The organism is Alteromonas gracilis (assembly GCF_043642145.1).
In the GTDB taxonomy this organism is placed as follows: Bacteria; Pseudomonadota; Gammaproteobacteria; order Enterobacterales; family Alteromonadaceae; genus Alteromonas; species Alteromonas gracilis_B.
This window is the reverse complement of record NZ_JBHZRZ010000002.1, coordinates 129237-153931: the sequence shown is the minus strand read 5'-3', so window position 1 is coordinate 153931 and position 24695 is coordinate 129237. Positions and strand designations below refer to the sequence as shown.

The window sequence follows — 24695 nt, the reverse complement described above, 5'->3', positions numbered from 1 at the left end:
CTTAACCGTTAATAGTAATGTCTGCGGGCTCAACATCAAACCCAGTTGAAATTACCAAGCATCTGTCTAAATTATTACCCACTTGTTTTTCCTCACCGACAACAAGCAAGGTCTCAACTCTTTCGTTACCAATTGGGCGTTCGTACAGCATCATAAATTGGTCGGTGGTACTTACATCACCATCTTCTTCATACGTGGTTTCAGTTACGGCAACAGGCGGAGACTCGTCTCCCATTGCTCCCCAAACGCGGGTAAACACCTTGCCGTCTAGCTCGTAAGTTGGTTGGCTTATAACGTTTTTTAAGCACTCGTTCCACTGTGCAGTGTTGCCAATGGTTTTGGTCTCATAAAAATGCCACAGCTTCACATCAGTGATATGGTTTTCAGAAAGGCCGCCATCGGTGACCACCTGTAAAAAACCATCATCATCGGTATAAAAGCGAAGCAGAGTGCCGCCGGTATCTAATGGTGCTTCTCCAACCGTTTGAATAAGCTGAGAGCGAGCAGCGCCTTCAATAGTCAGTTCTGGCTCTAACAGCGACAATTTCAGATTGTCTAGTTCGAAAGAACCACCCAAATATAACCCCATAATTTCGGGTGATTTTGGCTTTTTAGGCTCTGATTTTTTAAATAGCTTACTAAACATAATTACCGCCTCTTAGTCTGCGTCAAGGGACGACCAGTCAATCGCATTAATGCGGCGCTCAGCAATATAAAACAAGGTGTCGCCCGGGTTTAATGTGGCATCTAATGGTGGGTTAACTATCATTTCTTTAACCAGCCCGTTAGGGGCAAAACCAATAAAAATAGCGTCGTGTTTGCGCTTTAAATTCGTGAACAGCTTTTCAACAGAAATGGTTGGGCTACTTTCAGGGATCTTCACAGAGAATTGTGCCTGACCTTCATCTATGCTGAGCAAATCGTGGTGTAGCATACTTGAGCCTGGATCAAAGGCCGCTTTAACCAGCATTTCCACCGCCACGCTAGGCGTGCACTCCACCTTAGGGCAGTGGTCTTGAAGAAGGCTTACTAAACTGTCGTCATCGAAATAAGCGACTTGATGTGCGTCTGGATTACGCTTCGAGCAATAAAGCGCAGTGGTCATAGTGACATCATCTTGCGGGTTATCAATTAAGATAGTTCTGGCTGTGCCAACACAGGCCCGATCCATATCTTCATCTTTATTGAACGAGTCGACCTTTACAAACTCAATGACACCTGGCATGGGGTTGGTAATATCAGCTTTAACACATAAAACAATGTCTGGGCGTTCTGGCATGGCGTCGCGTTCTTGAAGAATTAAATCCAACAAAAGCATTGTTCGCTGCCCGTTCCAACCAATTAGCAAAATGTGTTCGTTTAGCATTAAGCTATTCATACCCAACAATCCTCTTTTCCATGTTAATGAAACCCACGCAGCTATTCGGCCAATGACCATGGCGAATATACTCAAGCCAACGGGAATAACATACAGCGCTACCACGAATTTGCCCGCTGGTGTAACGGGGGAGAGATCGCCGTATCCCACTGTGGACGCTGTTACTGCTAGCCAGTAAACAAAGCTGGTATGCGCGATGAGTTCGTGTTCGTCGGCCGCGTAAAGCAACCAGTAACTGGTGATCGCGTAAAACACCGTTATCGCGACAATGATATACCAGCGCGACTCTGCAAAATGCTGCAGCATGATTTTTCGCAGTTTAATCCATGGAGACATAAAAGAAACAGCCCTTGTTATGCGTGCCCTTACTCTGCCTTGAAGTGCTTGATTTGTCTAGGGTTACCATTCTGCAATATTTGCAGGGAATTATGTATTGATAATTAAAAATGGGAGCATGTGGCTCCCATTTTAATAACTTACTTGCCTAGAATTCGCGCTAGCTCGTCGTCGGCTGATGTTTTACCACCTTTAATGCCCGCTTCAGCTAAACGCTTTTCAAGGTCGCTACTCGACTCGTTATTAGCTAACTCTTCTGCGGCTTGAAGTTCTGCGTTACGCATCTTTTGCTTATCTTGAATACGAGATAAAGATTCCGTTGCAGTCTTCATTTTACTGTTCGCGCCCATGTGGCGTGAAGACACCGCGACCTGCGCTTTTTGAACGCTTTCCGTCGCTTTTACCATATCCACTTGTTGCTCTAAACGACGTAAATTCGCTTTTGCCTGCTGGATATTTTGTGCCAGCTGCTTTTCTGACTGCTGGAACTGATCAAGATATGTTTGCTCCTGATCGCGCTCTTCTTTAAGCTCAGAGACTTTCTGCGCACAATCAAGCGCAAGTTGACGGTCGCTATCAATTGCTTTGCGAGCGTGCGCTTCGTATTCCGCTATCGATGAATTGTAGCTATCTACTTTTTGCTGAGAAAGCTTACACTTCGCCAATATTTGTGTGCGCGCATGATCAGACTTACGTAATTCTTCTTTGGCTTCTCTAATTTCTTGTTCCAGAATTCGAATAGCCTGGCTGTCTACAACAGACTGAGCAGCTTCGGTAGCACCACCTTTTACTGCAGTTACTAATTTTTTCCACACTGACATTCGCTTCTCCTTAGAAGTAAATTTTAGTTAAGGTGTGTTTCGTAAGCATCTAAGAAAGACGCCACATTCTGAAACAGTGTTTCTACTTCAATAACAATACTTTCGGCTTTCGATTGTGCGCTTAGTGCGCCAAATGCAGTGTAATATTCTTCACCGCCAATCGTTGAAATTCCTACGGTCGTGAGAGGAAACACCATATGAGAAGATAGTATCTCGTGGTCTAACGCTGGCTTATCTTTTACTTCAGACGCTGCAAACAAAAGACTCTCAACCAAGATTTGCTCTCCGCTGATAGCAAGCCATGCGTCAATGCCGTCTTGATTAGCGATAAGTAAGCAATTTTCCTCACGTGTTACCACAAAGTCATCGTGCTCTTTAAATAGGGCTTCGATGCTTTCCAGTTCCCAGCTCATACCTTTCTCCTTTAATTATTGAAGCGATAGTTTTGAAAATGAATGTCGTGTAAGTCGTGTTGTTCCGTGATTATCTTAAGTGTTTAACTTTCGATGTTAGGAAAGCTCAAACATTTCTACTGTAACGACTATTTTCATCTTCGCCAATATCTTGACTTGCAGTGTAGACCTGTTGTGCCATAATCGTCAACATTAAAAACATGCCATAAGTGTAAAAAAGTGTGTTTTTGTAAAATATACATCACATTTGAGTGGTTTTTGGGGGCTGTGTGGACACAAGAAATGCACAAAATGTGCAAAATGCTAAGAATGCGTGGCGACAAACAGTGGCAAGGGTTGTGAAATCTGAAATGTCAGTGCGCGGCGTGAAATATCAAGCGTTAAGCCAAAGGCTTGAAGAGATTGGTGTTGAACAAAGTGCTGATAACCTTAGGAATAAGGTCAATAAGGGAATTATGGGCGCCGACTTACTTTTACAAATAATCTACGTATTAAAAGCGCGCCCGCTGGATGCTGCGCTTTTAGAAGAAATCTTAACTGATCTTCAAGAATAAAAAGCGTAAAATACGCCTCATTAAATACTTGCTGCAAAAGAAAGGCTTAAAACAGTCGTTTAGTGTGTAGCAGGTAAAATAACATTCAGATAAAAAAATACCCAGCAGGAGCTGGGTATGAATGATAAGGAATGTTTATGGGAGAACATCATCACTATCTGGATGTATCTTAACCGTTTAAGGGGTTGGGTGCTATTTAATAAGGAAATGTTCGCGTATGTCGTTAAATAAATAGTTGTCTTAATTAATACTTTTTCTTTTAAGTTTTTGAAAAAAATGGTTTTGTTGCTATAGCTTCTAATGCTTTACGTAAACTTTTGGCGCTTCTATTAATCTTTAGTTGTAACTTAAAAGAAACTTAACCTCGTACTTTGGTCTAACTTTATCACTGCAGTTTTGTTTTACATATGAAATTATCAGATTTTAGCTTCGAACTACCCGAAAAACTTATTGCCAAATACCCAACTCAACAGCGAACAGCTAGCCGCCTTTTACACCTAAATGGCAAAAGCGGCGAGGTTGAGCACACCATGTTCGCAGATATGCTGAAATTTGTGGAGCCTGGTGACCTGTTGGTTTTTAATAATACGCGAGTGATACCCGCCCGATTATTAGGAAAGAAAAAAACGGGGGGGCAAGTTGAAGTACTTATCGAGCGTATCACTTCTGATAATACTGCACTTGCGCATGTAAGAGCCAGTAAAGCACCGAAGGCTGGCACTAAGCTCATTCTTGAAGAAAAAGTAAACGTTACCGTTACCGGTAGAGATGAAGCGCTGTTTATTTTACAGTTTGAGCACAGCGAAACAGTGCTTTCTTTATTAGAAACCCATGGTCATATGCCGCTGCCTCCTTATATTGACCGACCCGATGAAAACTCAGACAAAGAGCGTTATCAAACGGTTTACAACGAAAAACCGGGTGCTGTTGCTGCGCCTACTGCGGGCCTTCACTTCGACGACACTATATTGAATGCGCTAAAAGAAAAGGGCGTGAATTTAGCGTTCGTTACTCTTCACGTTGGGGCGGGTACATTCCAACCGGTTCGCGTTGATAATATTCATGAGCATAAGATGCACGCAGAATTTGCTGATGTACCCCAAGAGGTTGTAGATGCGGTATTAGCAACAAAAGCTAAAGGAAAGCGAGTTATTGCTGTAGGAACAACGTCTGTACGGTCGCTAGAGTCTGCTGCGAAGGCAAGCGCTGAACAGGGTAATGAAGACGTTATTGCTCCGTTTAACGACGATACCGAAATATTCATTTATCCAGGTTTCGAGTTTAAAGTGGTTGACGCCATGTTCACCAACTTCCACTTGCCAGAATCCACGCTGATGATGCTAATTAGCGCATTCGCAGGCAAAGATAATGTGATGAAAGCCTATCAAGAAGCTATCGATGAAGAGTACCGATTCTTCAGTTATGGTGATTCGATGTTTATTGAGCGTGCCTAAGTTCAACGGGGGGCTTTTGCCCATTGGTTCTAGTTTAGTTACAGATAAACATAGATACGGGGCATGATCTCAGCCAAATTACTGGTATAATCGCCGCCAATTTATTTTTATACCCAGCGCAAAAGCGCACCAAAGTGGGAATGCTTTCACATGCAATTTGAGTTGTTAAAAACCGAAGGCCGAGCACGACGCGGCCGTTTGGTCTTCGAGCGCGGTGTTGTTGAAACCCCAGCGTTCATGCCAGTTGGTACGTACGGTACCGTTAAGGGAATGACCCCTGAAGAATTGAAAGACAGCGGTGCACACATCTGTCTTGGCAATACGTTTCACCTAATGCTGCGCCCTGGCACTGGCATTATTCGCCAGCACGGCGACTTGCACGATTTTATGAATTGGGATAAACCAATTCTTACCGACTCGGGCGGTTTCCAAGTGTTTAGCCTTGGCGATTTACGCAAAATTACCGAAGAAGGTGTAACATTTCGCTCGCCAATAAATGGCGAAAAAATTCTTCTTACGCCAGAAAAGTCGATGGAAGTTCAGCGTGACTTGGGCTCTGACATCGTGATGATTTTCGATGAGTGTACGCCGTATCCTGCTACCGAGCAGGAAGCCCGTGTTTCAATGGAAATGTCATTGCGTTGGGCTAAGCGCAGTAAAGAAGCGCATGGCGATAATCCTGCGGCACTGTTCGGTATCATTCAAGGCGGTATGTACGAAGGATTGCGCGATGTATCGCTTGCTGGTCTTGAGGCTATTGGCTTTGACGGTTATGCCATTGGTGGCCTTTCAGTGGGCGAGCCAAAAGAAGACATGATCCGCATTATCGACCACACTGCACCTAAAATTCCAGAAGATAAGCCTCGCTACCTAATGGGCGTGGGTAAACCTGAAGATTTGGTTGAAGCGGTGCGTCGTGGCATTGATATGTTTGACTGTGTTATGCCTACTCGTAACGCGCGAAACGGCCATCTATTTGTTACGGAAGGCGTGGTGAAAATTCGAAACGCAAAGCACAGAAACGACACTTCACCTTTAGACGAGAAATGTGATTGTTACACTTGTAAAAATTATTCTCGCTCTTATCTACATCATTTGGACAAGTGTAACGAGATTTTGGGTGCGCGCTTAAACACCATCCACAACCTTCGTTATTATCAACGTGTAATGCAGGGCCTTCGCGATGCGATAGATGCAGGTACACTTGATGAATTTGTACAAGAATTTTATGAACAAAAAGGGTTGCCGGTTCCGGCACTATAACAACGATAATATCTGGGGAATTTTATGAGCCTATTTATCTCAAACGCTCACGCACAAGCGGCTGGCGGTGCACAGCAAGGTGGTGGTATGGAAATGATCATCATGCTTGCAGTATTCGGTTTAATCTTTTACTTCTTGCTTTATCGCCCACAGGCAAAGCGCGTGAAAGAGCATAAAAACTTGGTATCTTCGCTTAGTAAAGGCGACGAAGTGCTAACGCAAGGCGGTTTAGTTGGGAAAATTACTAAAGTGTCAGAAGAAAAGGACTTCATTGAAGTTGCACTTAACGATTCAAACAATATCGTTGTTCAGAAGTCTTCAGTAACTGCAGTGCTGCCTAAAGGCACGATGAAGTCACTGTAAGTAACAATCGCCGGGGCCGGGATGCTTCCCGGTACTGGCACGAAAGGATTATCCAGTGCTAAACAAAAACTCTATCTGGAAAGTGCTGAGTGCCCTCATTGTGGTTGCAATGTGTGCACTTTATGCGCTTCCTAACATTTACGGCGAAGATCACGCCGTACAAATCTCAGCAGGCCGCGACGCTGTTGTTACCCAAACAACCGTTGAACAAGTTAAAGCCGCGCTGAGCGAAAAAAACATTTCTCCAAAACGCGTAGAATTTGAAAACGAGCAAATATTGGTTCGTGTGTCTGATTCAGATACGCAGCTAGTCACCCGTGAAACGCTTGAAAAAGCGCTAGGCGATGAATACTTCGTAGCGATGAACCTTGCCCCAGATACGCCAGAATGGCTAGAAGGGTTAGGGGGCACACCTATGAAGTTAGGTCTTGACCTTCGTGGTGGCGTTCACTTCTTAATGGAAGTGGATATGACTGAAGTGATTACTAAGTCACTAGAAGACGCTGAAAGTGGTTTCCGTACCTCTTTACGTGAAGAAGGCATTCGTTATCGCGGCGTTAAGCAAGTTGACAACCATATCGACATTACCTTCCGTGACGAAGATGCGCTAGATAAGGCAGAGTTCTTTTTACGCAATCAAAGTCGTGACCTTACGTTTAATCAAGTTGATGACTTAACCCTTCGCGCTATTTTTGCTGAAAGCAAGCTTCAGGAAATTCGCGATAACGCGGTTAAGCAAAACATCACCATCATTCGTAATCGTGTGAACCAGTTAGGTGTGGCAGAGCCACTTGTGCAAAAGCAAGGCGCAGATCGCATTGTTGTGCAGCTTCCTGGTATTCAAGATACTGCCCGTGCGAAAGAAATTCTTAACGCAACGGCAACGCTTGAGTTTCGCATGGTTGATCAGAAAAATGATATTCGTGATGCACTAAATGGTCGCGTGCCTCCTGGCTCACAAGTTATCGAAGATCAACAGGGCATTCCTCAGCTACTTGAAAAACGCATTATGCTTACTGGTAGCCACATTATTGATGCCAACAGTGGTGTTGATGAATATGGTCTTCCAAATGTAAATATCTCGCTAGATTCTGAGGGTGGCAATAAAATGTCGCGTTCAACTCGTGGCAATATCGGTAAGCCAATGGCTACCGTTTTTATCGAGTACAAGTCTACGGGTGAGCGAAATAATGACGGAAAACTTATCTTCGAGAAGCAAGAGCAGGTAATTTCGGTAGCGACTATTCGTGCTCAACTTGGCAGTAAGTTCCAAATCACTGGCCTTGATTCACCAAAAGAAGCCCGCGATTTAGCGTTACTACTTCGTGCCGGTGCGCTTATTGCGCCAATCCAAATTGTTGAAGAGCGCACAGTTGGACCAAGCTTGGGTAAAGAAAACATCGAGCTAGGTATGCAGGCCATTATTTATGGTTTAGCTGCGGTTCTAGTATTCATGCTAATTTATTACAAGGCGTTTGGTGTAGTAGCAAACATCGCACTAGTGACAAACCTAGTTATGATTGTTGGCATTATGTCGATGATACCGGGGGCAACACTTACGCTGCCTGGTATGGCTGGTATCGTGCTTACTGTTGGTATGGCTGTCGATGCGAATGTACTTATTTTCGAGCGTATCCGCGAAGAGTTACGAGAAGGGCGCAGCCCTCAACAAGCCATTCATCATGGTTACGACAGTGCATTTTCAACTATTCTAGATGCAAACATTACTACGTTTATTGCAGGTTTGATTCTGTTCGCAGTGGGTACAGGGCCAATTAAAGGTTTCTCTATTACGCTGATGATTGGTATTGCAACCTCGATGTTTACTGCAATCCTTGTTACACGCGTTATTGTTAACGCAGTGTGGGGCGGCAAGCGCGTAGAAAAATTGGCGATTTAAGGACGTAACATGCAATTATTAAAACTATCCGATACCGTCAATTTCATGCGCCTTCGCATTCCTGCGATGGTGCTATCAGCGGTACTTATTTTAGGCTCGTTCGTCTCGCTTGGTGTAAATAGCCTTAATTGGGGGTTAGATTTTACCGGTGGTACCCTAATTGAAGTGGGTTACCAAGACGCCGCTGACCTTGAAGGCATTCGTGTGCTTCTAAATGAAGCAGACTTCGAAGATGCGGTAGTGCAGAACTTTGGTAGCAGCCAAGATGTACTCATTCGCATTGCGCCACGAGATGGCGTGAAAGCCGTTACGATAGGCGAACAAGTGCTTGCAGCGCTTCGTGCTGATGGCACTGAAGTAGACATGCGACGCATTGAATTCGTTGGTCCAAACGTAGGTGAAGAATTAACAGAGCAGGGCGGTTTAGCGATGCTAGTAGCATTGTTGTGTATTCTTGTTTATGTTGCCATGCGCTTTGAGTGGCGTTTTGCGCTAGGATCAGTTTCTGCACTAGCACACGATGTTATTCTTACACTAGGTCTGTTCTCGGTACTTCAAATTGAATTTGACTTAACCGTGCTTGCAGCGGTACTAGCGGTAATTGGTTACTCGTTGAATGACACCATTGTTGTATCTGACCGTATTCGCGAGAATTTCCGAAAAATTCGTAAAGGTGAGCCGGTAGAGATTATCAACATCTCGCTAACGCAAACCCTTAACCGTACCATCATCACTTCATTAACCACAGTGTTGGTATTAGTGGCGTTATTCTACAAAGGCGGCGCGCTTATTCACGGGTTCGCAACCGCGCTTCTTTTTGGTGTAGTGGTAGGTACATACTCATCGGTGTATATCGCAAGCTCAGTGGCGCTAGCATTAGGTATCAGTAAAGAAGACCTAATGCCTCCGCAGGTGGAGAAAGAAGGCGCAGACTTAGATCCTATGCCTTAGTGTTATCCGCTTCAAACTTATAAAAAACCGCATTTGTTATGCGGTTTTTTTATGCTTTGCCTTTAGTGAAATTCACTGTTGATTAGGGGCTAGCGCCTGTTTCAGGTCATCTTTATATCGCCTTGAAAGCGTCACTGTTTGGCCGTTATTGAGCATTATCGACCCATCTCCTGTTTCTTCATAACTTATAGATACAATGGCAGGTATTCGCACTGCGTGCGATCGATGCACTCGCACAAAGCCTTGTTGTACCCCTTCTTCACAGAAACGGCTAAGGGTATAGCGCAAGGGGTAAACACCCACGTGAGTATGAAGGTTAATGTAGTTTCCCGATGCCTCTACTCGCTGTATGTCAGTTACTTGAACCAAAAATTCCTTATTGAGTTTCTTCACTAGCAAATAGTCAGGCAAGGTACTGGCAGTTTTGTTACTTGAAACCTGTGTTGTGTCGCCTGTAATAAGTGATGCTTCACCTATTAAGCGCTGATAGCCAAACCGTGCAATATAATAAAAAGTAACAAGAGTAATGTAGCCCCATACGTCTTTTCGGTATTCGTAGATGAATTCATTGAGCCATATCCCAAAGTCATAATTGCGCTCAGAAAATAAATAGACAAGCTTTCGAAATGCCACCATTAATAATACATGGGCTATGGAAAATAAACTGGCAAAAGCAAAGTGCCACCCTAGCCATGTCGCTCCTATTTTTACTCTCTGATCGAGTGTACGAATCGCGATGATTAACGGAATTACGAGCAATGCGGTACTCAATGCACTGGAGTATTCCCAAACATACGGTTCCCAAAGAGCCACGCTGTTATTGTCGCTTCTGGAAAATTCAGTCCAACTAGACGCAGCATTGATCGAGTTGTTTATAAATAAATAGGCAGCAAGTAAAGCAAACGCCGCGTATTTATGTTTTGATTCAGTATCCCTAAGAAACTGACTCCATTTTTCATCCCAATTATTCACCGCTTAACCCTTTTTTCCTTACTTTCCGTCACTTAGGTGTTTGCTGCCGAACGTCTATCACATTAGATGCAACACGTTAGTTAAGCACTATTGAATAGGAGCAAAGACTTTGACGCAAGCATATGTTGGTCAAGAAGCACCATTTGTTAATCGAACTTCAAATGGAGAAACGAGAGAGAAGGTCGTGATTGATAGCCCTTCTACACAGCGCTATTTTGAGTTGGATGCACTGCGCGTTATTGCCTTTGGTGTACTTATTTTTTACCACATTGGAATGTATTACGTACTTGAGTGGGGCTGGCATATCAAAAGCGATGTGCAGTTTCCATTGTTGCAAGATGTGATGATATTAACCAATCAATGGCGTATGTCTTTATTATTCTTGATTTCTGCCATGGTGTTTACTGTTGTGCTGCGCCGAGCTTACGACAATCCGAAGTCCCGCTGGCGTGAATCTTTTTTACTATTGTGGCAGAGGGCGTTACGGATATTAATTCCTCTTCTCTTCGGTATGTTCGTTATCGTTGCGCCACAAGTTTATGTAGAGTGGACGGCAAGCGGAGCGCTAACGATGCCGTTTAGCGAATTTTACATAGCCTATATCAATCCAAATACCGGCTTGTTTATCGATAAACAGTCGGTAATAGGATTACTGACGTGGAACCACCTTTGGTTTTTGCCTTACCTTTTTGTGTACAGCGCTATCATACTGCTGCTTTTCCCGCTTATCAGATTTGTGGAAGTGAAGGAGTTGAGAGTACTCGATAGCTTGGCGGTGTTTAGCATATTAGCGGTTTTTATTATGACTGCTATATGGTTAGAGCTACGCGCAGTATACCCCACATCTCACGACTTGCTTAACGATTGGTATAGCCACGCAAAGTACTTTTTTGTGATGTTAGTAGGTATTGTAGTTATGCTTAGACCTGCGTTGTACGCTGAAATTATGAATCGTCGGTACGTAAGCCTAACAATTGCAATACTGCTCTACAGTGTCATTATTTTAGACCGACACAACATGCTTGGCCCTACAGGGGAGTTAATGGCGTCGTCCCGCGGGTTTCGTATTTTGGTAGGCGTCATCGTTGTACTTAACCACTGGGCATGGTTAGCAGCAATTTTGGGGTTCGGTCGAAAATATTTGTCTAGTCCAAGTAGGGTAGTGAACTACTTGAACAAAGGGATATTACCTTATTATATAGTGCACCAAACGATCATAGTGATGGCGGCGTTTTACTTAAGCTCTCGTGTTTCATCTACACTCTGGGAGTTCATTTCAATATCGTTACTAACCGTTGCTGGGTGTGCACTAACATACGAAATCGCAAAGCGTTTTTTAGTACTAAGGTTTTTGTTCGGTCTTAGGTTACACGAAAATAAAAAGTGAGAAAAAGAAAAAAGGCGCTATTTATAAATAGCGCCTTCTTTTTCTAACTGAGCTTATAAGCGGCTTATTTAAGGTGCTTAACTAGACCTTGAACAACCTTCACGCTACCTGCAACAATTTCGCCTTTGTGAAGCGGGTCGTTTCCGCCTTTAAAGTCTGTTACCAAGCCACCAGCTTCACGAACAATCAGCTCACCTGCTGCGATATCCCAAGATTTGATGCCACGCTCCCAGTAACCGTCGTGACGGCCTGCTGCAACATAAGCAAGGTCTAGTGCAGCGCTACCGCCGCGGCGAATATCGCCCACTTCGTGGAAAATTTTGTTGAGGCTTAGTGCATATTCACCAAACTGAGATTTGTTTTTGAAAGGTAAACCGGTTGCAATAATTGTCTCTGTTAGGTCACGAGGCTTAGACGCGCGAATACGGTAACCGTTAAGCTGTGCACCTTGACCACGGCTAGCGGTAAATAATTCGCTGCGGATTGGGTCGAAAACGACCGCTTGGTCTAAACGACCTTTATGAAGAAGTGCAATTGAAACGGCAAAGTGTGGAATGCCTTTTACAAAATTAGTGGTGCCATCTAACGGGTCGATTATCCACTGATAATCTGTCTCTTTACCGTGGACTTCACCCAATTCTTCTCCTAAGAAGCAATGCTCTGGGTAAGACTGCTGAATTTTGGCAATAATTGCTTGTTCTGCTTCTTTATCAACTTGTGTAACGAAGTCGTTCAAACCTTTCGACTCTGTCGCTACTTCATTATGTTTTTCAAAACCGCGAACAATAACTGTTCCAGCCGCACGCGCAGCGCGCACCGCAATATTCAGCATAGGATGCATAGATAAACCACCAATTGTAAAAGACCAATGAAACGAACCAGCGGTACAAAAAATAGCTAGTCGTTTTCGAAAACGGGCGGAGTCTACCAGAATCCATGAGTGATGCAAATGAAATCACGTAATCGATTCTACTTATGCCGTTGCTTAATAGGGCGAACGGCTAGGTGGAGCCCACTGAAAATGGCGGCAAACAATGCAGTGAAGGCAACGGTTGTAGCTAAAGTAGGAAATAGCCATCTATACCGCTGCTGTGTTAAACTTTAGGTTATCGAAGTTAGAAAGATTACGCACAATAAACGCGTATCATCTGTTAAAAAGTACGTAGGTATCACAGGCATGCTCGAAAATATTCGCATCATTTTGGTTAACACTTCTCATACTGGAAATATTGGTTCAACGGCAAGAGCTATGAAGACCATGGGGTTGAGTAGTTTATATCTTGTCGATCCAGTGAACGAGCCAGATGGTCAAGCGAGCGCACTCGCAGCGGGAGCGGGTGACGTACTTGCCAATGCTAAGATTGTAAATACGCTAGAAGAAGCGGTAAAAGACTGCGGTTTAGTTGTGGGTACTTCTGCCCGCTCGCGCACGCACTCTTGGCCAATGCTTGGCCCACGTGACTGTGGCGAAAAACTAGTACAAGAAGTAGAAAAGTACCCTGTAGCGCTTGTTTTCGGTCGTGAAAATAGTGGATTGACTAATGAAGAACTGCAGCAGTGCCATTTCCACATGTGCATTCCAGCTAACCCTGAATATAGCTCGCTTAATCTTGCGGCGGCTGTACAAACACTCTGCTATGAAATTCGAATGGCTTACCTCAACCGTGAAACGTACCCAAGTGTAGAGGAAGAATACCCTTTAAATGAAGATTTAGAGCGCTTTTATGCCCATTTAGAAACGACCTTAGAAGGGACGTCGTTTATTCGCAAAAGCCACCCCGGCGTGGTCATGACCAAACTTCGCCGTTTGTTCAACCGTGCGCGTCCTGAGTCTCAAGAGCTAAATATTTTGCGCGGTATTTTGGCATCTATCGATAAATCGGTTAAGTCTGCTAGCGCAAGTAACGCACAGCTTAACGATGAGCAAACTGAGACTCTGCAAAAAGAAGAGAAAGAGTAAACGTTATGTTTGCCCGCATAAAAGATGATATCCAAGGTGTTTTTCATCGCGATCCTGCTGCGCGAAACACCTTTGAGGTTTTAACTAATTATCCAGGCCTTCATGCTGTGTGGCTACACCGAATCAGTCATAAACTTTGGAAAGCCCAATGGAAATGGTTAGCACGAACGTTATCAACATTTAGCCGTTGGCTTACGGGCATTGAAATTCATCCAGGTGCAACCCTCGGTCGACGTGTGTTCATCGACCACGGAATGGGTGTTGTCATAGGGGAAACCGCCGAAGTTGGCGACGATGTCACGCTTTATCATGGCGTGACATTAGGTGGAACAAGCTGGAAAGCGGGCAAGCGTCATCCAACGCTGAAAAAAGGTGCGGTTGTAGGAGCGGGTGCCAAGGTTTTAGGCCCCATCATAATTGGTGAAAACGCTAAGGTTGGCTCTAATTCGGTGGTGGTAAAAGACATACCAGCGGGCGCAACGGCAGTTGGTATTCCCGGCCGCATCATTATTTCAAAACAACAAGATGTGATGGTAAACCCTCAGCGCGATAGAATTGCACAAAAATATGGTTTCGACGCTTATGCGGTCGCCCCAGACAATCCCGATCCTGTCGCCAATGCAATGGGAATTATGCTAGAGCACATGCATCAGATGGACATTAAAGTTGAGGAGATGTGTAAAGTCATTCAGTCGCTAGGTGGCGATGTGTGTACAGATAACCTCCACAATATCAGCGCTGAAGATTTTGCCGATACCGGATTGGAAATATCTGACAGTCATCAGCGTGATAAAAGTAACCACTCCTTCGATCCAAGCATTTAACAATGCCATTCGCACGGAAGCGAAGCCAGCCAAGCGATAACCTAGTACCCCCAATACTGTCAGGTTTCTTTACTAGCGAGAAACTAAGTTTTTTAAAATTTTGTTAATTCAATATGTTACTCAATGGTCTGCTTTATGCAAACTAGCCAGTACTTCTCTTAATGAAGTCCATATCAATAAATTCTCTTTAACAAGGGTATACATATGAAATTTCTCAGAGGCAGTAAAGCACTACTGGGCATGGCAATAATCTCATCCTTCATGGGTGCATCTATTGCAAATGCTTCAGCAATTATAAGATACGGTGATACCTACTTAGGTGTTAACAACGAAGGGCACTTAAATGTGTTTCCTTCCGATGTTGACGGTATTTCAGACGAATTCTTAGCCGAGTTCGGTGGAGAACCTGTTGGTCTTTGGCGTGACGGTTTAGGTGACGCTACAGCTCCAGGTTGTCTGTGCGAAGGTTGGGGAGTTGCTGCTACCACTTTTGATAATAGAGTGTCAGGGTGGGCGAGTGTTGATAATGGTGGGATTGGAGGCATAACGGGCGGCACGTTTGGTTCAAATGAGTTCTCCATAACATCGAATGTCGATTTAAGCGATGCCGCAATCAGTGTGCAACACGCATATGGGCGCTCTCTTGCTGACGGGGTATTTCAGGCGTCAATAACGATAGAGAACAACACAGGTAGCGTTTTAAGCGATGTAGTCTATCGCCGGGCAATGGACTGGGATATCCCGCCTACTGAGTTTAATGAGTTTGTAACCCATGTTGGTGTTGAAGCAAACTCAGAGGCAAATGGCGGTAACGTTAGGTATGCGAGCGATAATGGTTTCGCTAACGTCAACCCGTTAATTTCTGCGGGTGCAGTAGACCCAAGCACAATAAACGTTGACTTTGAAGATAATGGACCCAACGATCACGGTTCTGTATTTGATTTTGCGTTTGGTGAAATTGAAGCTAATGGTACGCGTACATTCAATATCTTCTATGGCAGCGCTGCTGGCGAAGAAGCAGCAATAGAGGCGCTTGAACTGCTAAATGCTGATGTATATTCTTTAGGTCAGCAGGCTGGCTCTCCGGATGAAGGCTTACCCGCTACGTTTTTATTTGGCTTTGGTGGTGTGGGCGGTACCGAACCAGGCTCGAGTGAAGATAACCCTGTATTGCCTTTCGTTCCAGCCCCTGGAGAGTTTGTATTTACCTCGCCTGAACCTGGCCGTTGGTTCGATCCACCGTTTGCTTTTGGCTTCGAGTATGAATTGACGGGTGGTGCAGTATTTAGTGAGCTTATCACACCTAGCGCTGCACTTGGATTTGGTGATATTGAGCTTGTAGTGGGTGGCACTGTTGTAGAAATATTGAGTCCAGGCGAACTGTTTGATTTTTCTACTCTTGGTTTTGATGTGACCGAATTTAGGCTAGTTGGTTTAGACCGCCTTTTAGACATAGAAGACCCTGGCTTTGCGACAGCATTTCCACTGTTTTTAGATTGGACGGGTTCTGCAACAGAATTGTTGATGACAGCGTTAACTGTTGATTCGTTGCCTCCAACTGGTGTAGATGAGCCCCAAGTGCTTGTGCTGTTCTTAATCTCGGGATTATTTTTAATTCGTAGGATGACGAAAAAATCGCAACACAGAGTAATGTAATTTTGTAAAAGGCCACCGACTATTAGCGGTGGCCTTAGTATATAAGGGATTTTCTATGAAATATTATATGATGATTTTGCTGTTTGTTTTATTTCACAGTGAAACTTATGCTATCGATAAAAATGGAAAGTTCGCGGTTAAAGGGGTAGGCAATACTTCTTGTGTTAAATTTCGAAGCGCAATTACAACAAACGACTCACAAAAATATTTGTACGCTGGCTGGTTAAACGGCTATATCACAGCGCAAAACCAACACTGGCCTGAAACGTTTGATGTCTCATCGTGGGAAACGGTTGAAACCTTATCAAACTACGTTTATCACTATTGCGAAAAAAATCCAAACCTGAGCTATTTTCAAGCGTCAACGCAGATGCTCAATGAACTCTTTGATGATCGCGTTAGAGAGTATGTAGGTGCACAAGAAGTGCCTTTAAATGGCACGTCGATTAACGTTTATAAGCAAGTGGTTGTGAATGTGCAAAAAGCTCTCTCTGAGCGCGGTTTGTACACCGGACCTGTAGATGGAAACTTATCGAATGAATTGCATCAGGCTATTTTAGCATTCAATAAAACCAACAATATTGATTCAAAAGATTACTTTGATCAAAGAATGCTACATGCATTGTTTCGTAAGTAGACAAAGCACTATTTTACGCCCTATTTATAATACCTGACTAATTTACTAGGTTATATACTTGACCATTTTAGTCGGGTATGTGAAAATTCCCGCATTATAAGACGGCGGGAGATATTGATGAAACTCACTTCTAAAGGGCGCTATGCGGTAACCGCAATGCTTGACGTCGCTTTGCATTCAAAGCGGGGTCCAGTGCCTCTTGCCGACATTTCAGAACGACAAGAAATTTCCCTTTCATATTTAGAACAGCTTTTTTCACGATTGCGCAAAGAGCAGCTTGTAGACAGTGTTCGCGGGCCTGGCGGCGGCTATTTATTGGGCCGAGATGCTAGCAAGATTGCAATAGGTGAAGTTATTCGCGCTGTGGACGAGTCGATAGATGCCACTCGATGCCAAGGGCAAGCAGACTGCCAAGGCGGCGATCGTTGTTTAACTCACAGTTTGTGGCAAGACTTAAGCGACCGCATTTCAGTCTTTTTAAATTCAATTACGTTGGGTGAGCTCATGGCTAAACGCGATGTGCAGGAAGTTGCAGGTCGACAAGACAATGCAGCGTCACTACGCAATATTGCCAACGACATTGAAGTAAGCATTCAACTTTAAATAGGTATTGAGTAACGCATGGCTTTATCAACACCCATTTACTTAGATTACGCTGCGACTACGCCAGTAGATCCTAAAGTAGCAGAGGCAATGGCGAAGTGTCTAACGCTTGATGGTAACTTTGGCAATCCTGCTTCTCGCAGTTACCGCTTTGGCTGGATGGCTGAAGAAGCGGTAGATGTAGCTAGAAACCAAATTAGTGACGCGCTTAACTGTGACCCAAGAGAAATCGTATTTACGTCGGGTGCTACAGAGTCTAATAACCTTGCCATTAAAGGTATTGCAGAAGGCTACGGTAAAGGGCCAGAAGCAAAAGGTAAGCACATCATCACCGTGGAAACCGAGCACAAAGCGGTGTTAGACACCTGCGAGCATCTTGAGAGTCAAGGTTTCGAGGTAACGTACTTAAGCGTACAGCAAGACGGTTTAATTGATATTGATTCGCTCAAAAAAGCGATGCGAGACGATACAATTTTAGTGTCAGTAATGCATGTAAATAATGAACTTGGGGTGATTCAAGATATCCAAGCTATAGGGGAACTGTGCCGTGAAAAGGGCATTTTTTTCCACGTAGATGGGGCGCAAAGCGTTGGTAAGATTGCTATCGACCTTGCCGAGTTGCCCGTCGATTTACTTTCTATTTCGGCGCATAAAATATATGGGCCGAAAGGCATGGGGGCGTTATATGTACGCCGCCGTCCTAAAATTAACTTAGTGGCACAGATTCACGGCGGCGGTCACGAGCGCGGCATGCGTTCGGGCACGTTAGCCACCCATCAAATTGTTGGAATGGGTGAGGCTATCGCGCTGGCTTCTTCAAAAATGGAAGACGATAGTGCGCGCATATTAGCGCTGCGTGAGTCACTGTGGGAAAGCCTTCAAAAGCTTGATGATGTCTATTTAAACGGCCACGCAACGCAGCGTATTCCTGGCATTTTAAATGTAAGTTTTGCAGGTGTAGACGGCGAAAGTTTGATGATGGGTTTAAATGACATTGCGGTATCTTCAGGATCAGCGTGTACATCAGCAAGTTTAGAGCCATCTTATGTACTTAAAGCAATTGGTCGCAGTAACGAATTAGCACATGCGGGCATTCGTTTTAGCGTTGGGCGCTTCACAACCCAAGATGACATTGATTACGTGGTTAAAAAAGTAGTGGACGTAACGACCCGACTACGACAGGCCGTTTCAGTATAGTAAGCGCTAGTAAGTTTGAAAGTGACGCTACGCAAATTAGAGACAGTCGAAGCAGTCAAATCAACGTGAACGAAACTTAATGCATGTACGGCGTTTACTAGACGCTAAGCGGCGTATAAAAAGCATCAAGAGCCACAAATTAGTGGCTGAATATTTGAGTGAAATAGTCGGGTATTATATACTACGGCACCAAAATTTTAGGCTGCCCTCAATGTAGCTGGCTGTTTTAGCGATTTTTGCGATGAAGCTGACCAAAATGGGTCAGCTTCATCGCAGCGCTAAATACAAGTTGAACACAATGAGTAACGTAAATCACCAAGACCGTGGGGTGATTTATCGGTCAGAGATGCAAAGTGGCAGCAAATGCAGGCAAACAAGTGAGATCCCAACATGAGTGAACAGATCGAACAGGCGTTAGAAAGAAAGTACGAAGCCGGTTTCTACTCAGAAATCGAGTCGGAAACGTTTGAAAGCGGCCTGGACGAGTCGGTTATCCGCCGCATATCAGCAATGAAGAACGAGCCTGAATGGATGCTTGAATGGCGTTTGAAGTCTTATCATGCATGGCTAGAAATGGAAGAGCCAGACTGGGCGCACGTCGACTATCCGAAGATTGATTATCAGGCCATCTCTTACTACTCTGCTCCGAAGAGTATGAAAGATAAGCCAAAGTCGTTAGATGAGGTAGATCCAGAGCTTCTTCGTACCTATGAAAAACTGGGTATTCCGCTACACGAGCAAGAAATGCTGGCGGGCGTTGCGGTAGATGCGGTTTTCGACTCGGTATCTGTTGTTACTACATTCCGCGAAAAGCTTGAAGAGGCTGGCGTTATTTTCTGCCCTATTTCTGAAGCGCTGCAAAAGTATCCTGACCTTGTTAAGAAATACATCGGTTCGGTAGTTCCGCGCACAGATAACTACTTTGCTGCTCTAAACAGCGCGGTATTTACAGACGGTTCATTCGTTTATATTCCAAAAGGCACACGTTGCCCAATGGAACTATCGACTTATTTCCGTATTAACGAAATGAACACGGGCCAGTTCGAGCGAACGCTTATTGTTGCTGATGAAGGCAGCTATGTAAGCTACCTCGAAGGCTGTACAGCACCGCAGCGTGATGAAAACCAGCTGCATGCGGCTGTGGTTGAGTTAGTTGCGATGGACGATGCGCAAATCAAATATTCGACGGTACAAAACTGGTATCCGGGTGATGAAAACGGTAAAGGCGGTATCTACAATTTCGTTACTAAGCGTGGCATAGCGCATACCAATGCCAAGATCTCTTGGACACAGGTTGAAACGGGCTCTGCGGTAACGTGGAAGTACCCAAGTTGTGTACTGAAGGGCGACAACAGTGTAGGCGAGTTTTACTCAGTGGCGTTAACACGTGGTCGTCAGCAAGCGGATACCGGCACTAAGATGATTCACGTAGGTAAAAATACCAAGTCGACTATCATCTCTAAAGGTATCTCAGCGGGTAACAGTAATAATGCGTATCGTGGTCTGGTTCAAATGGGCCCCCGAGCCGATGGTGCACGTAACTTCACCGAGTGCGACTCGCTACTTATCGGTGACAAGTGCGGTGCGCACACGTTCCCGTATATCGAAAGCCGCAATCCTTCGGCCATTGTTGAGCACGAAGCAACAACATCGAAGGTGAGCGACGAACAATTATTCCTGTGTCAACAGCGTGGCTTAGACACAGAAAAGGCCGTTTCTATGATTGTTAACGGTTTCTGTAAAGAAGTATTCAAAGAGCTGCCAATGGAATTTGCCGTAGAAGCCGGCAAGCTGCTCGAAATTAGTCTTGAAGGTTCAGTGGGGTAATCAATGCTTAGTATCAAGAATTTACATGCCAGCGTGGAAGAAAAGAACATCATTAAAGGTCTTAATCTTGAAGTTAAACCTGGTGAAGTACACGCTATCATGGGCCCCAACGGTGCCGGTAAGAGTACTCTAGGTTACGTGCTATCTGGTCGCGACGGTTATGAAGTAAACGAGGGTGAAGCCACGCTTAACGGTAAAGACCTACTAGAGCTTGAAGTAGAAGAGCGTGCCCGCGAAGGCCTTTTCCTTGCATTCCAATACCCAGTTGAAATTCCTGGCGTAAGCAATATGGAATTTATGAAAGAGTCGGTTAACGCCATGCGCGAACAGCGCGGCGAAAAGCCATTAACCGCCGCTGAGTTTTTAAAGAAAGCCAAAGAAGCGTGTAAACAAGTACAGCTTCCATTGGATTTCTTAAAGCGCGGTGTAAACGAAGGTTTCTCTGGTGGTGAGAAGAAGCGTAACGAAATCATGCAGATGATTTTACTTGAGCCAAAGCTTTGCATTCTTGACGAATCAGACTCTGGCCTTGACGTTGACGCACTACAGGTAGTTGCAGATGGCGTTAACAGCCAGCGCGACGGAGAGCGCAGCTTCATCGTTGTAACCCACTACCAGCGTCTTCTTGACTATATTAAGCCTGACTTTGTTCACATTCTTGCCGACGGCAAAATTGTGAAAAGCGGCGACGCGTCACTTGCTCTTGAAGTAGAGAAGAGCGGCTACGCATTTCTAGGTAAAGCGTACGAGGAGGCTGAGGCATGAGTCAATGGCTAGAACAGGTCATTGATGCGGCGCAAATCTCCGATTACTTAGCGCCCGTGCGTCAGCAGGCCTTAGAAAAATTAAAAGCCGATGGTTGGCCAGCGCGTAGAAACGAGAGCTGGCGGTTTACGCCGCTTACGCCACTTGAAAAGCGTGAGGCGAAGCAAGCCGTTCAGGCAGACAATTTGCCAGTACCGGCAATTGATAATTTAAATGCTATCGACCTTGTGTTTGTCGATGGTGTCTTGGTAACGCAAGTAAATACCCTAGACGTTCCAGCGGGCATGACCATTACATCACTAAACAGCGATGATGCGGCTACCCAGCAAGCTATTAGCAGCGTTTACGGTCAGGTTAAGCCTACGCGTCACATATTTGGTTTAGTAAACGATGCCCTATGCCAACACGGTATATTTATCAATGTTGAAGCGGGCGCGAAAATTGACACGCCAGTGCGCATTGTGAACATGGCATCGCAAAATGTTGACGCACATACACGTGTTGTAGTGAAAGTGGCAGAAGGCGCAAGTGCGACGGTTATCGAGCAAGGTTTTGGTGATACCGGAAGCTTAACGACGGCCTTTGCCGAATATGACTTGGCAGACGATGCGCACCTTGAGCACTACCGTTTTGCCATGTTTACTGGCAAAGCAAAGCAGGTAGGTGGAAGTCACTTTAAGCTTCATAACCGCACTACGCTTAATAGCACTATGGTAGGTTATGGCAGTGAGCTTTCACGTTTAGACGTAGATATTCACCACGCCGGCGAATTTGCTGATGCGAAAATGAATGCTATTTATCTTCTGGCAGAAGGCGAACTATTCGACCTTCACTCAACCATTGAGCACGCCATGCCTAATGGCACGACAGAAGAAAACGCCCGCGGTATTGTTGGTGACAAAGCACGTGCTGTATTCAACGGTCGTATCCACATTCATCGCGATGCACAGAAAACACTGGCAGAGCTTAACAATCGTAACTTGTTGCTTTCTCGCCGCGGCGTTATCAATACTAAGCCTGAGCTTGAAATTTACGCCGATGACGTAAAATGCGCCCACGGTGCAACGGTTGCGGAAATTGAAGAAGAAGCCTTGTATTACATGCTTACCCGCGGTGTTTCTCGCAGTAAAGCACTGGTAATGTTGAACTTTGGCTTTATTCAAGAGCTTATCAACGACGTACCAAATACAGCGGTACGTGAATGGTTAGCGCCTATATTGAGCGAGCGTTTCGCCCACATGGAGGTGAAATGAGCTTAGACGTTGCAGCACTTCGTGCCCAGTTTCCTATTTTGTCTAAAACGGTAGACGGCAAGCCGCTTGTTTACTTAGATAATGCGGCAACCACGCAAAAGCCTCAGGCTGTAATTGACGCGTTAATAGATTTTTACACGGGTACGAACGCAAACGTGCACCGCGGTGCGCACCATTTATCTGACGAGGCGACGCGCCGCTACGAAAATGCACGAAGCAGCGTTGCACGATTCATTAACGCGAGCACCCGTGAAGAAGTCATCTGGACATCAGGCACAACGGAAGCTATCAACATTGTAGCAAACGGCCTTGGTCAGCTTTTAAGTGAAGGCGACGAGGTAATGGTGACTGAGCTTGAGCATCACGCAAACTTGGTGACGTGGCAGCAAGCGTGTCGCCGCTCTGGTGCAACGCTGAATGTTGTACCTATTTTTGATAACGGTGAACTTGACGTTGAAGCTTTCGACAGACTGCTGTCTGAAAACACCAAACTGGTGGCGTTTCCGCACGTATCTAATGCATTGGGCACGGTAAACCCAATTAAGCAGCTTACGCAAAAGGCAAAAGCTGTTGGGTCATTGGTGCTCGTGGATGGCGCGCAAGGCATTGCTCACGGTGGCGTTGACGTTCAAGACATCGGCTGCGATTTTTATGCGTTCTCGGGCCATAAGCTCTTCGGCCCTACTGGCATTGGTTGCTTGTGGGGTAAAAAGGAAGTGCTAGAGACATGGCCTGTATGGCAGGTAGGTGGCGAGATGATTAAAGACGTTACTTATCATGAAGCCACATGGGGGGCATTGCCAAACCGCCTAGAAGCCGGTACGCCGAATATTGCAGGCGCTATAGGTATAGGTGCCGCGGTAGACTGGTTTAGTGCGCTTGATGTAAACGCATTGCAAGCACACGAGCAAAAATTACTTGCGTATGCTACCGAGCAAGCTGAAGCCCTAGATGGTATGCGTATTATAGGCACGGCGCCTGACAAAGTAGGGGTGTTGAGCTTCTTACTTGATGGCGCGCATCCTGCCGATGTCGGATTTATTTTAGACCGACAAGGTGTAGCAATTCGCACCGGTGACAACTGTGCACAGCCTTTGATGAAGCGCTTTGGTATTCCGGGCACGGCGCGTGCTTCGTTCTCAATTTACAATACGCTTGAAGAAGTGGACAGCTTGTTTGCTGCACTTAAGAAAGCAAAAATGATGTTGGCCTAAGGAGGCATTATGAGTGTTGAAACGTTCGTACCAAGTACAAAACTCATTTCGCTAACTGACAGTGCCGTTAAGCATTTCGAAAGTAAGCTTAAAGAAAAGCCTGGTCAGTTAATTCGTTTATCAACAAAAGTTAGCGGCTGTACGGGTTATGCTTACGTGCTTGATTTCGCCGATAGCGCACAAGCAGATGATGAAATTGTAGAGATTTCACCTGTGCTTCATGTAGCTGTGGCTGCTGATGCGACAGACCTGTTACGCAATACAGAAATTGATTATGTAACAGAAGGCGTAAACGGCATTATTAAATACAACAACCCCAACGTTGTAGATGAATGCGGATGTGGAGAGAGCTTCAACGTAGGGTAATTCCTGCGATGGAGCTGCCAGTTGTAAAGCAAAGAGTACTTAGTAGTTTATGAAGCAGAAAATGGTGACCACCGAGCGTGACTGTAAAGCGCGTTTGGTTCCAGCGGGAAATCCAACTGTGATCCCTGAAGGCGAGTTTGTCAATATCACCCAAGAACTCGGTGGTAACTATACCGTGACATGGCGCGGAAACATGTATCGTATTGACGGTACAGACGCAGGCGCTATCGGCCGTAAAGCCATGACGTTAAGCTTTGATGCGCCGGAAGATGGAAAAATCAGTGAGCAGCAAGTGTGGGACGCACTGGAAACCATTTATGACCCTGAAATTCCAATCAATTTAGTATCGCTTGGCCTTATTTACAAAGTAGATATCGACCAAGCTTCAGGTGATGTGAACATTGACATGACGCTAACTGCACCAGGCTGCGGTATGGGTCCAGTACTTGTAGGCGATGTTGAATATCGCGTAGCCATGGTTCCACATGTCAAGAAGGTGAATGTAGAGTTGGTCTTCGACCCAGCTTGGTCACGCGATATGATGAGCGAAGAAGCGCAGCTTGAAGCTGGCTTGTTTTTCTAGTTCCTCTTTTTTTAGATA

General features: G+C 45.0%; 25 protein-coding genes. 19 read left to right on the top strand and 6 right to left on the bottom strand.

Annotated elements, in window-relative coordinates; translation table 11 throughout:
* Position 1: 1 nt before the first annotated feature.
* The 4 genes from ACHUFN_RS04835 to ACHUFN_RS04820 form a co-directional block, all read right to left on the bottom strand.
* Positions 2 to 646, bottom strand: coding sequence for a YjfK family protein (locus ACHUFN_RS04835; protein ID WP_394221173.1), 645 nt, complete (start codon positions 644 to 646; stop codon positions 2 to 4).
* Between the two features lie 12 nt (positions 647 to 658).
* A complete protein-coding gene (locus ACHUFN_RS04830) occupies positions 659 to 1714 on the bottom strand; it encodes a potassium channel family protein (RefSeq protein ID WP_394221172.1) in 1056 nt (351 codons plus the stop codon).
* Positions 1715 to 1854: 140 nt separating this feature from the next.
* Complete coding sequence (locus ACHUFN_RS04825) at positions 1855 to 2535, bottom strand: PspA/IM30 family protein (RefSeq protein ID WP_394221171.1); 681 nt, start codon at positions 2533 to 2535, stop codon at positions 1855 to 1857.
* Between the two features lie 23 nt (positions 2536 to 2558).
* A complete protein-coding gene (locus ACHUFN_RS04820) occupies positions 2559 to 2948 on the bottom strand; it encodes a DUF2170 family protein (RefSeq protein ID WP_394221170.1) in 390 nt (129 codons plus the stop codon).
* Positions 2949 to 3298: 350 nt separating this feature from the next.
* Here ACHUFN_RS04820 and ACHUFN_RS04815 point away from each other — a divergent pair, with 350 nt between their 5' ends.
* From ACHUFN_RS04815 to secF, 6 genes are all read left to right on the top strand, one after another.
* Positions 3299 to 3502, top strand: a complete 204-nt coding sequence (locus ACHUFN_RS04815; protein ID WP_394221597.1) for a DUF6471 domain-containing protein — start codon at positions 3299 to 3301, stop codon at positions 3500 to 3502.
* A 407-nt stretch (positions 3503 to 3909) separates the two neighbouring features.
* Entirely contained in the window at positions 3910 to 4956 is a 1047-nt protein-coding gene (gene queA / locus ACHUFN_RS04810; RefSeq protein WP_394221169.1) for a tRNA preQ1(34) S-adenosylmethionine ribosyltransferase-isomerase QueA, read from the top strand.
* Between the two features lie 150 nt (positions 4957 to 5106).
* Entirely contained in the window at positions 5107 to 6219 is a 1113-nt protein-coding gene (tgt, locus tag ACHUFN_RS04805; RefSeq protein WP_394221168.1) for a tRNA guanosine(34) transglycosylase Tgt, read from the top strand.
* Positions 6220 to 6243: 24 nt separating this feature from the next.
* Positions 6244 to 6582: a preprotein translocase subunit YajC gene (gene yajC, locus ACHUFN_RS04800; protein WP_394221167.1), complete on the top strand. Its 339-nt coding sequence runs from the start codon at positions 6244 to 6246 to the stop codon at positions 6580 to 6582.
* Positions 6583 to 6637: 55 nt separating this feature from the next.
* Entirely contained in the window at positions 6638 to 8482 is a 1845-nt protein-coding gene (gene secD / locus ACHUFN_RS04795; RefSeq protein WP_394221166.1) for a protein translocase subunit SecD, read from the top strand.
* A gap of 9 nt (positions 8483 to 8491) precedes the next feature.
* Positions 8492 to 9433, top strand: coding sequence for a protein translocase subunit SecF (gene secF, locus ACHUFN_RS04790; protein ID WP_394221165.1), 942 nt, complete (start codon positions 8492 to 8494; stop codon positions 9431 to 9433).
* Positions 9434 to 9505: 72 nt separating this feature from the next.
* Here secF and ACHUFN_RS04785 read toward each other — a convergent pair whose 3' ends face one another.
* Positions 9506 to 10405 (bottom strand): LytR/AlgR family response regulator transcription factor, encoded by a 900-nt coding sequence (locus tag ACHUFN_RS04785; protein ID WP_394221164.1) that lies wholly within the window; start codon positions 10403 to 10405, stop codon positions 9506 to 9508.
* Between the two features lie 109 nt (positions 10406 to 10514).
* On the opposite strand from ACHUFN_RS04785, the gene ACHUFN_RS04780 reads away from it, so the two are divergent.
* Positions 10515 to 11792: an acyltransferase family protein gene (locus ACHUFN_RS04780; protein ID WP_394221163.1), complete on the top strand. Its 1278-nt coding sequence runs from the start codon at positions 10515 to 10517 to the stop codon at positions 11790 to 11792.
* A gap of 64 nt (positions 11793 to 11856) precedes the next feature.
* Here the strand turns inward: ACHUFN_RS04780 and suhB are convergent, their stop codons facing one another.
* Complete coding sequence (gene suhB / locus ACHUFN_RS04775) at positions 11857 to 12633, bottom strand: inositol-1-monophosphatase (RefSeq protein WP_394221162.1); 777 nt, start codon at positions 12631 to 12633, stop codon at positions 11857 to 11859.
* Between the two features lie 336 nt (positions 12634 to 12969).
* Here suhB and trmJ point away from each other — a divergent pair, with 336 nt between their 5' ends.
* From trmJ to sufT, 12 genes are all read left to right on the top strand, one after another.
* Positions 12970 to 13752 (top strand): tRNA (cytosine(32)/uridine(32)-2'-O)-methyltransferase TrmJ, encoded by a 783-nt coding sequence (gene trmJ / locus ACHUFN_RS04770; RefSeq protein ID WP_394221161.1) that lies wholly within the window; start codon positions 12970 to 12972, stop codon positions 13750 to 13752.
* 5 nt (positions 13753 to 13757) lie between these two features.
* Positions 13758 to 14576: a serine O-acetyltransferase gene (gene cysE / locus ACHUFN_RS04765; RefSeq protein ID WP_394221160.1), complete on the top strand. Its 819-nt coding sequence runs from the start codon at positions 13758 to 13760 to the stop codon at positions 14574 to 14576.
* 204 nt (positions 14577 to 14780) lie between these two features.
* On the top strand, positions 14781 to 16232 hold the full coding sequence (locus ACHUFN_RS04760; protein ID WP_394221159.1) for a hypothetical protein: 1452 nt from the start codon (positions 14781 to 14783) through the stop codon (positions 16230 to 16232).
* A 55-nt stretch (positions 16233 to 16287) separates the two neighbouring features.
* Positions 16288 to 16869, top strand: a complete 582-nt coding sequence (locus tag ACHUFN_RS04755; RefSeq protein WP_394221158.1) for an HdeA/HdeB family chaperone — start codon at positions 16288 to 16290, stop codon at positions 16867 to 16869.
* A gap of 117 nt (positions 16870 to 16986) precedes the next feature.
* Positions 16987 to 17472 (top strand): Fe-S cluster assembly transcriptional regulator IscR, encoded by a 486-nt coding sequence (iscR, locus tag ACHUFN_RS04750; protein ID WP_394221157.1) that lies wholly within the window; start codon positions 16987 to 16989, stop codon positions 17470 to 17472.
* An 18-nt stretch (positions 17473 to 17490) separates the two neighbouring features.
* Positions 17491 to 18669, top strand: a complete 1179-nt coding sequence (locus ACHUFN_RS04745) for an IscS subfamily cysteine desulfurase (RefSeq protein WP_394221156.1) — start codon at positions 17491 to 17493, stop codon at positions 18667 to 18669.
* A 390-nt stretch (positions 18670 to 19059) separates the two neighbouring features.
* The gene (gene sufB / locus ACHUFN_RS04740) at positions 19060 to 20496 is read left to right on the top strand and encodes a Fe-S cluster assembly protein SufB (RefSeq protein WP_394221155.1); all 1437 of its coding nucleotides are present in this window, start codon (positions 19060 to 19062) and stop codon (positions 20494 to 20496) included.
* A 3-nt stretch (positions 20497 to 20499) separates the two neighbouring features.
* The gene (gene sufC / locus ACHUFN_RS04735; protein WP_394221154.1) at positions 20500 to 21261 is read left to right on the top strand and encodes a Fe-S cluster assembly ATPase SufC; all 762 of its coding nucleotides are present in this window, start codon (positions 20500 to 20502) and stop codon (positions 21259 to 21261) included.
* Complete coding sequence (sufD, locus tag ACHUFN_RS04730; RefSeq protein WP_394221153.1) at positions 21258 to 22514, top strand: Fe-S cluster assembly protein SufD; 1257 nt, start codon at positions 21258 to 21260, stop codon at positions 22512 to 22514. The genes sufC and sufD overlap by 4 nt, the downstream gene beginning before the upstream one ends.
* A complete protein-coding gene (locus tag ACHUFN_RS04725; protein WP_394221152.1) occupies positions 22511 to 23728 on the top strand; it encodes an aminotransferase class V-fold PLP-dependent enzyme in 1218 nt (405 codons plus the stop codon). The genes sufD and ACHUFN_RS04725 overlap by 4 nt, the downstream gene beginning before the upstream one ends.
* A gap of 9 nt (positions 23729 to 23737) precedes the next feature.
* On the top strand, positions 23738 to 24094 hold the full coding sequence (locus ACHUFN_RS04720; protein ID WP_394221151.1) for a HesB/IscA family protein: 357 nt from the start codon (positions 23738 to 23740) through the stop codon (positions 24092 to 24094).
* Positions 24095 to 24143: 49 nt separating this feature from the next.
* The gene (sufT, locus tag ACHUFN_RS04715; RefSeq protein WP_394221150.1) at positions 24144 to 24677 is read left to right on the top strand and encodes a putative Fe-S cluster assembly protein SufT; all 534 of its coding nucleotides are present in this window, start codon (positions 24144 to 24146) and stop codon (positions 24675 to 24677) included.
* Positions 24678 to 24695: the final 18 nt, after the last annotated feature.

Bases quoted from the DNA above. Each gene is read 5' to 3' on its own strand.
- ACHUFN_RS04835 (WP_394221173.1), bottom strand. From the start codon at position 646: ATGTTTAGTAAGCTATTTAAAAAATCAGAGCCTAAAAAGCCAAAATCA.
- ACHUFN_RS04830 (WP_394221172.1), bottom strand. From the start codon at position 1,714: ATGTCTCCATGGATTAAACTGCGAAAAATCATGCTGCAGCATTTTGCA.
- ACHUFN_RS04825 (WP_394221171.1), bottom strand. From the start codon at position 2,535: ATGTCAGTGTGGAAAAAATTAGTAACTGCAGTAAAAGGTGGTGCTACC.
- ACHUFN_RS04820 (WP_394221170.1), bottom strand. From the start codon at position 2,948: ATGAGCTGGGAACTGGAAAGCATCGAAGCCCTATTTAAAGAGCACGAT.
- ACHUFN_RS04815 (WP_394221597.1), top strand. From the start codon at position 3,299: ATGTCAGTGCGCGGCGTGAAATATCAAGCGTTAAGCCAAAGGCTTGAA.
- queA (WP_394221169.1), top strand. From the start codon at position 3,910: ATGAAATTATCAGATTTTAGCTTCGAACTACCCGAAAAACTTATTGCC.
- tgt (WP_394221168.1), top strand. From the start codon at position 5,107: ATGCAATTTGAGTTGTTAAAAACCGAAGGCCGAGCACGACGCGGCCGT.
- yajC (WP_394221167.1), top strand. From the start codon at position 6,244: ATGAGCCTATTTATCTCAAACGCTCACGCACAAGCGGCTGGCGGTGCA.
- secF (WP_394221165.1), top strand. From the start codon at position 8,492: ATGCAATTATTAAAACTATCCGATACCGTCAATTTCATGCGCCTTCGC.
- suhB (WP_394221162.1), bottom strand. From the start codon at position 12,633: ATGCATCCTATGCTGAATATTGCGGTGCGCGCTGCGCGTGCGGCTGGA.
- trmJ (WP_394221161.1), top strand. From the start codon at position 12,970: ATGCTCGAAAATATTCGCATCATTTTGGTTAACACTTCTCATACTGGA.
- cysE (WP_394221160.1), top strand. From the start codon at position 13,758: ATGTTTGCCCGCATAAAAGATGATATCCAAGGTGTTTTTCATCGCGAT.
- ACHUFN_RS04760 (WP_394221159.1), top strand. From the start codon at position 14,781: ATGAAATTTCTCAGAGGCAGTAAAGCACTACTGGGCATGGCAATAATC.
- ACHUFN_RS04755 (WP_394221158.1), top strand. From the start codon at position 16,288: ATGAAATATTATATGATGATTTTGCTGTTTGTTTTATTTCACAGTGAA.
- iscR (WP_394221157.1), top strand. From the start codon at position 16,987: ATGAAACTCACTTCTAAAGGGCGCTATGCGGTAACCGCAATGCTTGAC.
- ACHUFN_RS04745 (WP_394221156.1), top strand. From the start codon at position 17,491: ATGGCTTTATCAACACCCATTTACTTAGATTACGCTGCGACTACGCCA.
- sufB (WP_394221155.1), top strand. From the start codon at position 19,060: ATGAGTGAACAGATCGAACAGGCGTTAGAAAGAAAGTACGAAGCCGGT.
- sufC (WP_394221154.1), top strand. From the start codon at position 20,500: ATGCTTAGTATCAAGAATTTACATGCCAGCGTGGAAGAAAAGAACATC.
- sufD (WP_394221153.1), top strand. From the start codon at position 21,258: ATGAGTCAATGGCTAGAACAGGTCATTGATGCGGCGCAAATCTCCGAT.
- ACHUFN_RS04725 (WP_394221152.1), top strand. From the start codon at position 22,511: ATGAGCTTAGACGTTGCAGCACTTCGTGCCCAGTTTCCTATTTTGTCT.
- ACHUFN_RS04720 (WP_394221151.1), top strand. From the start codon at position 23,738: ATGAGTGTTGAAACGTTCGTACCAAGTACAAAACTCATTTCGCTAACT.
- sufT (WP_394221150.1), top strand. From the start codon at position 24,144: ATGAAGCAGAAAATGGTGACCACCGAGCGTGACTGTAAAGCGCGTTTG.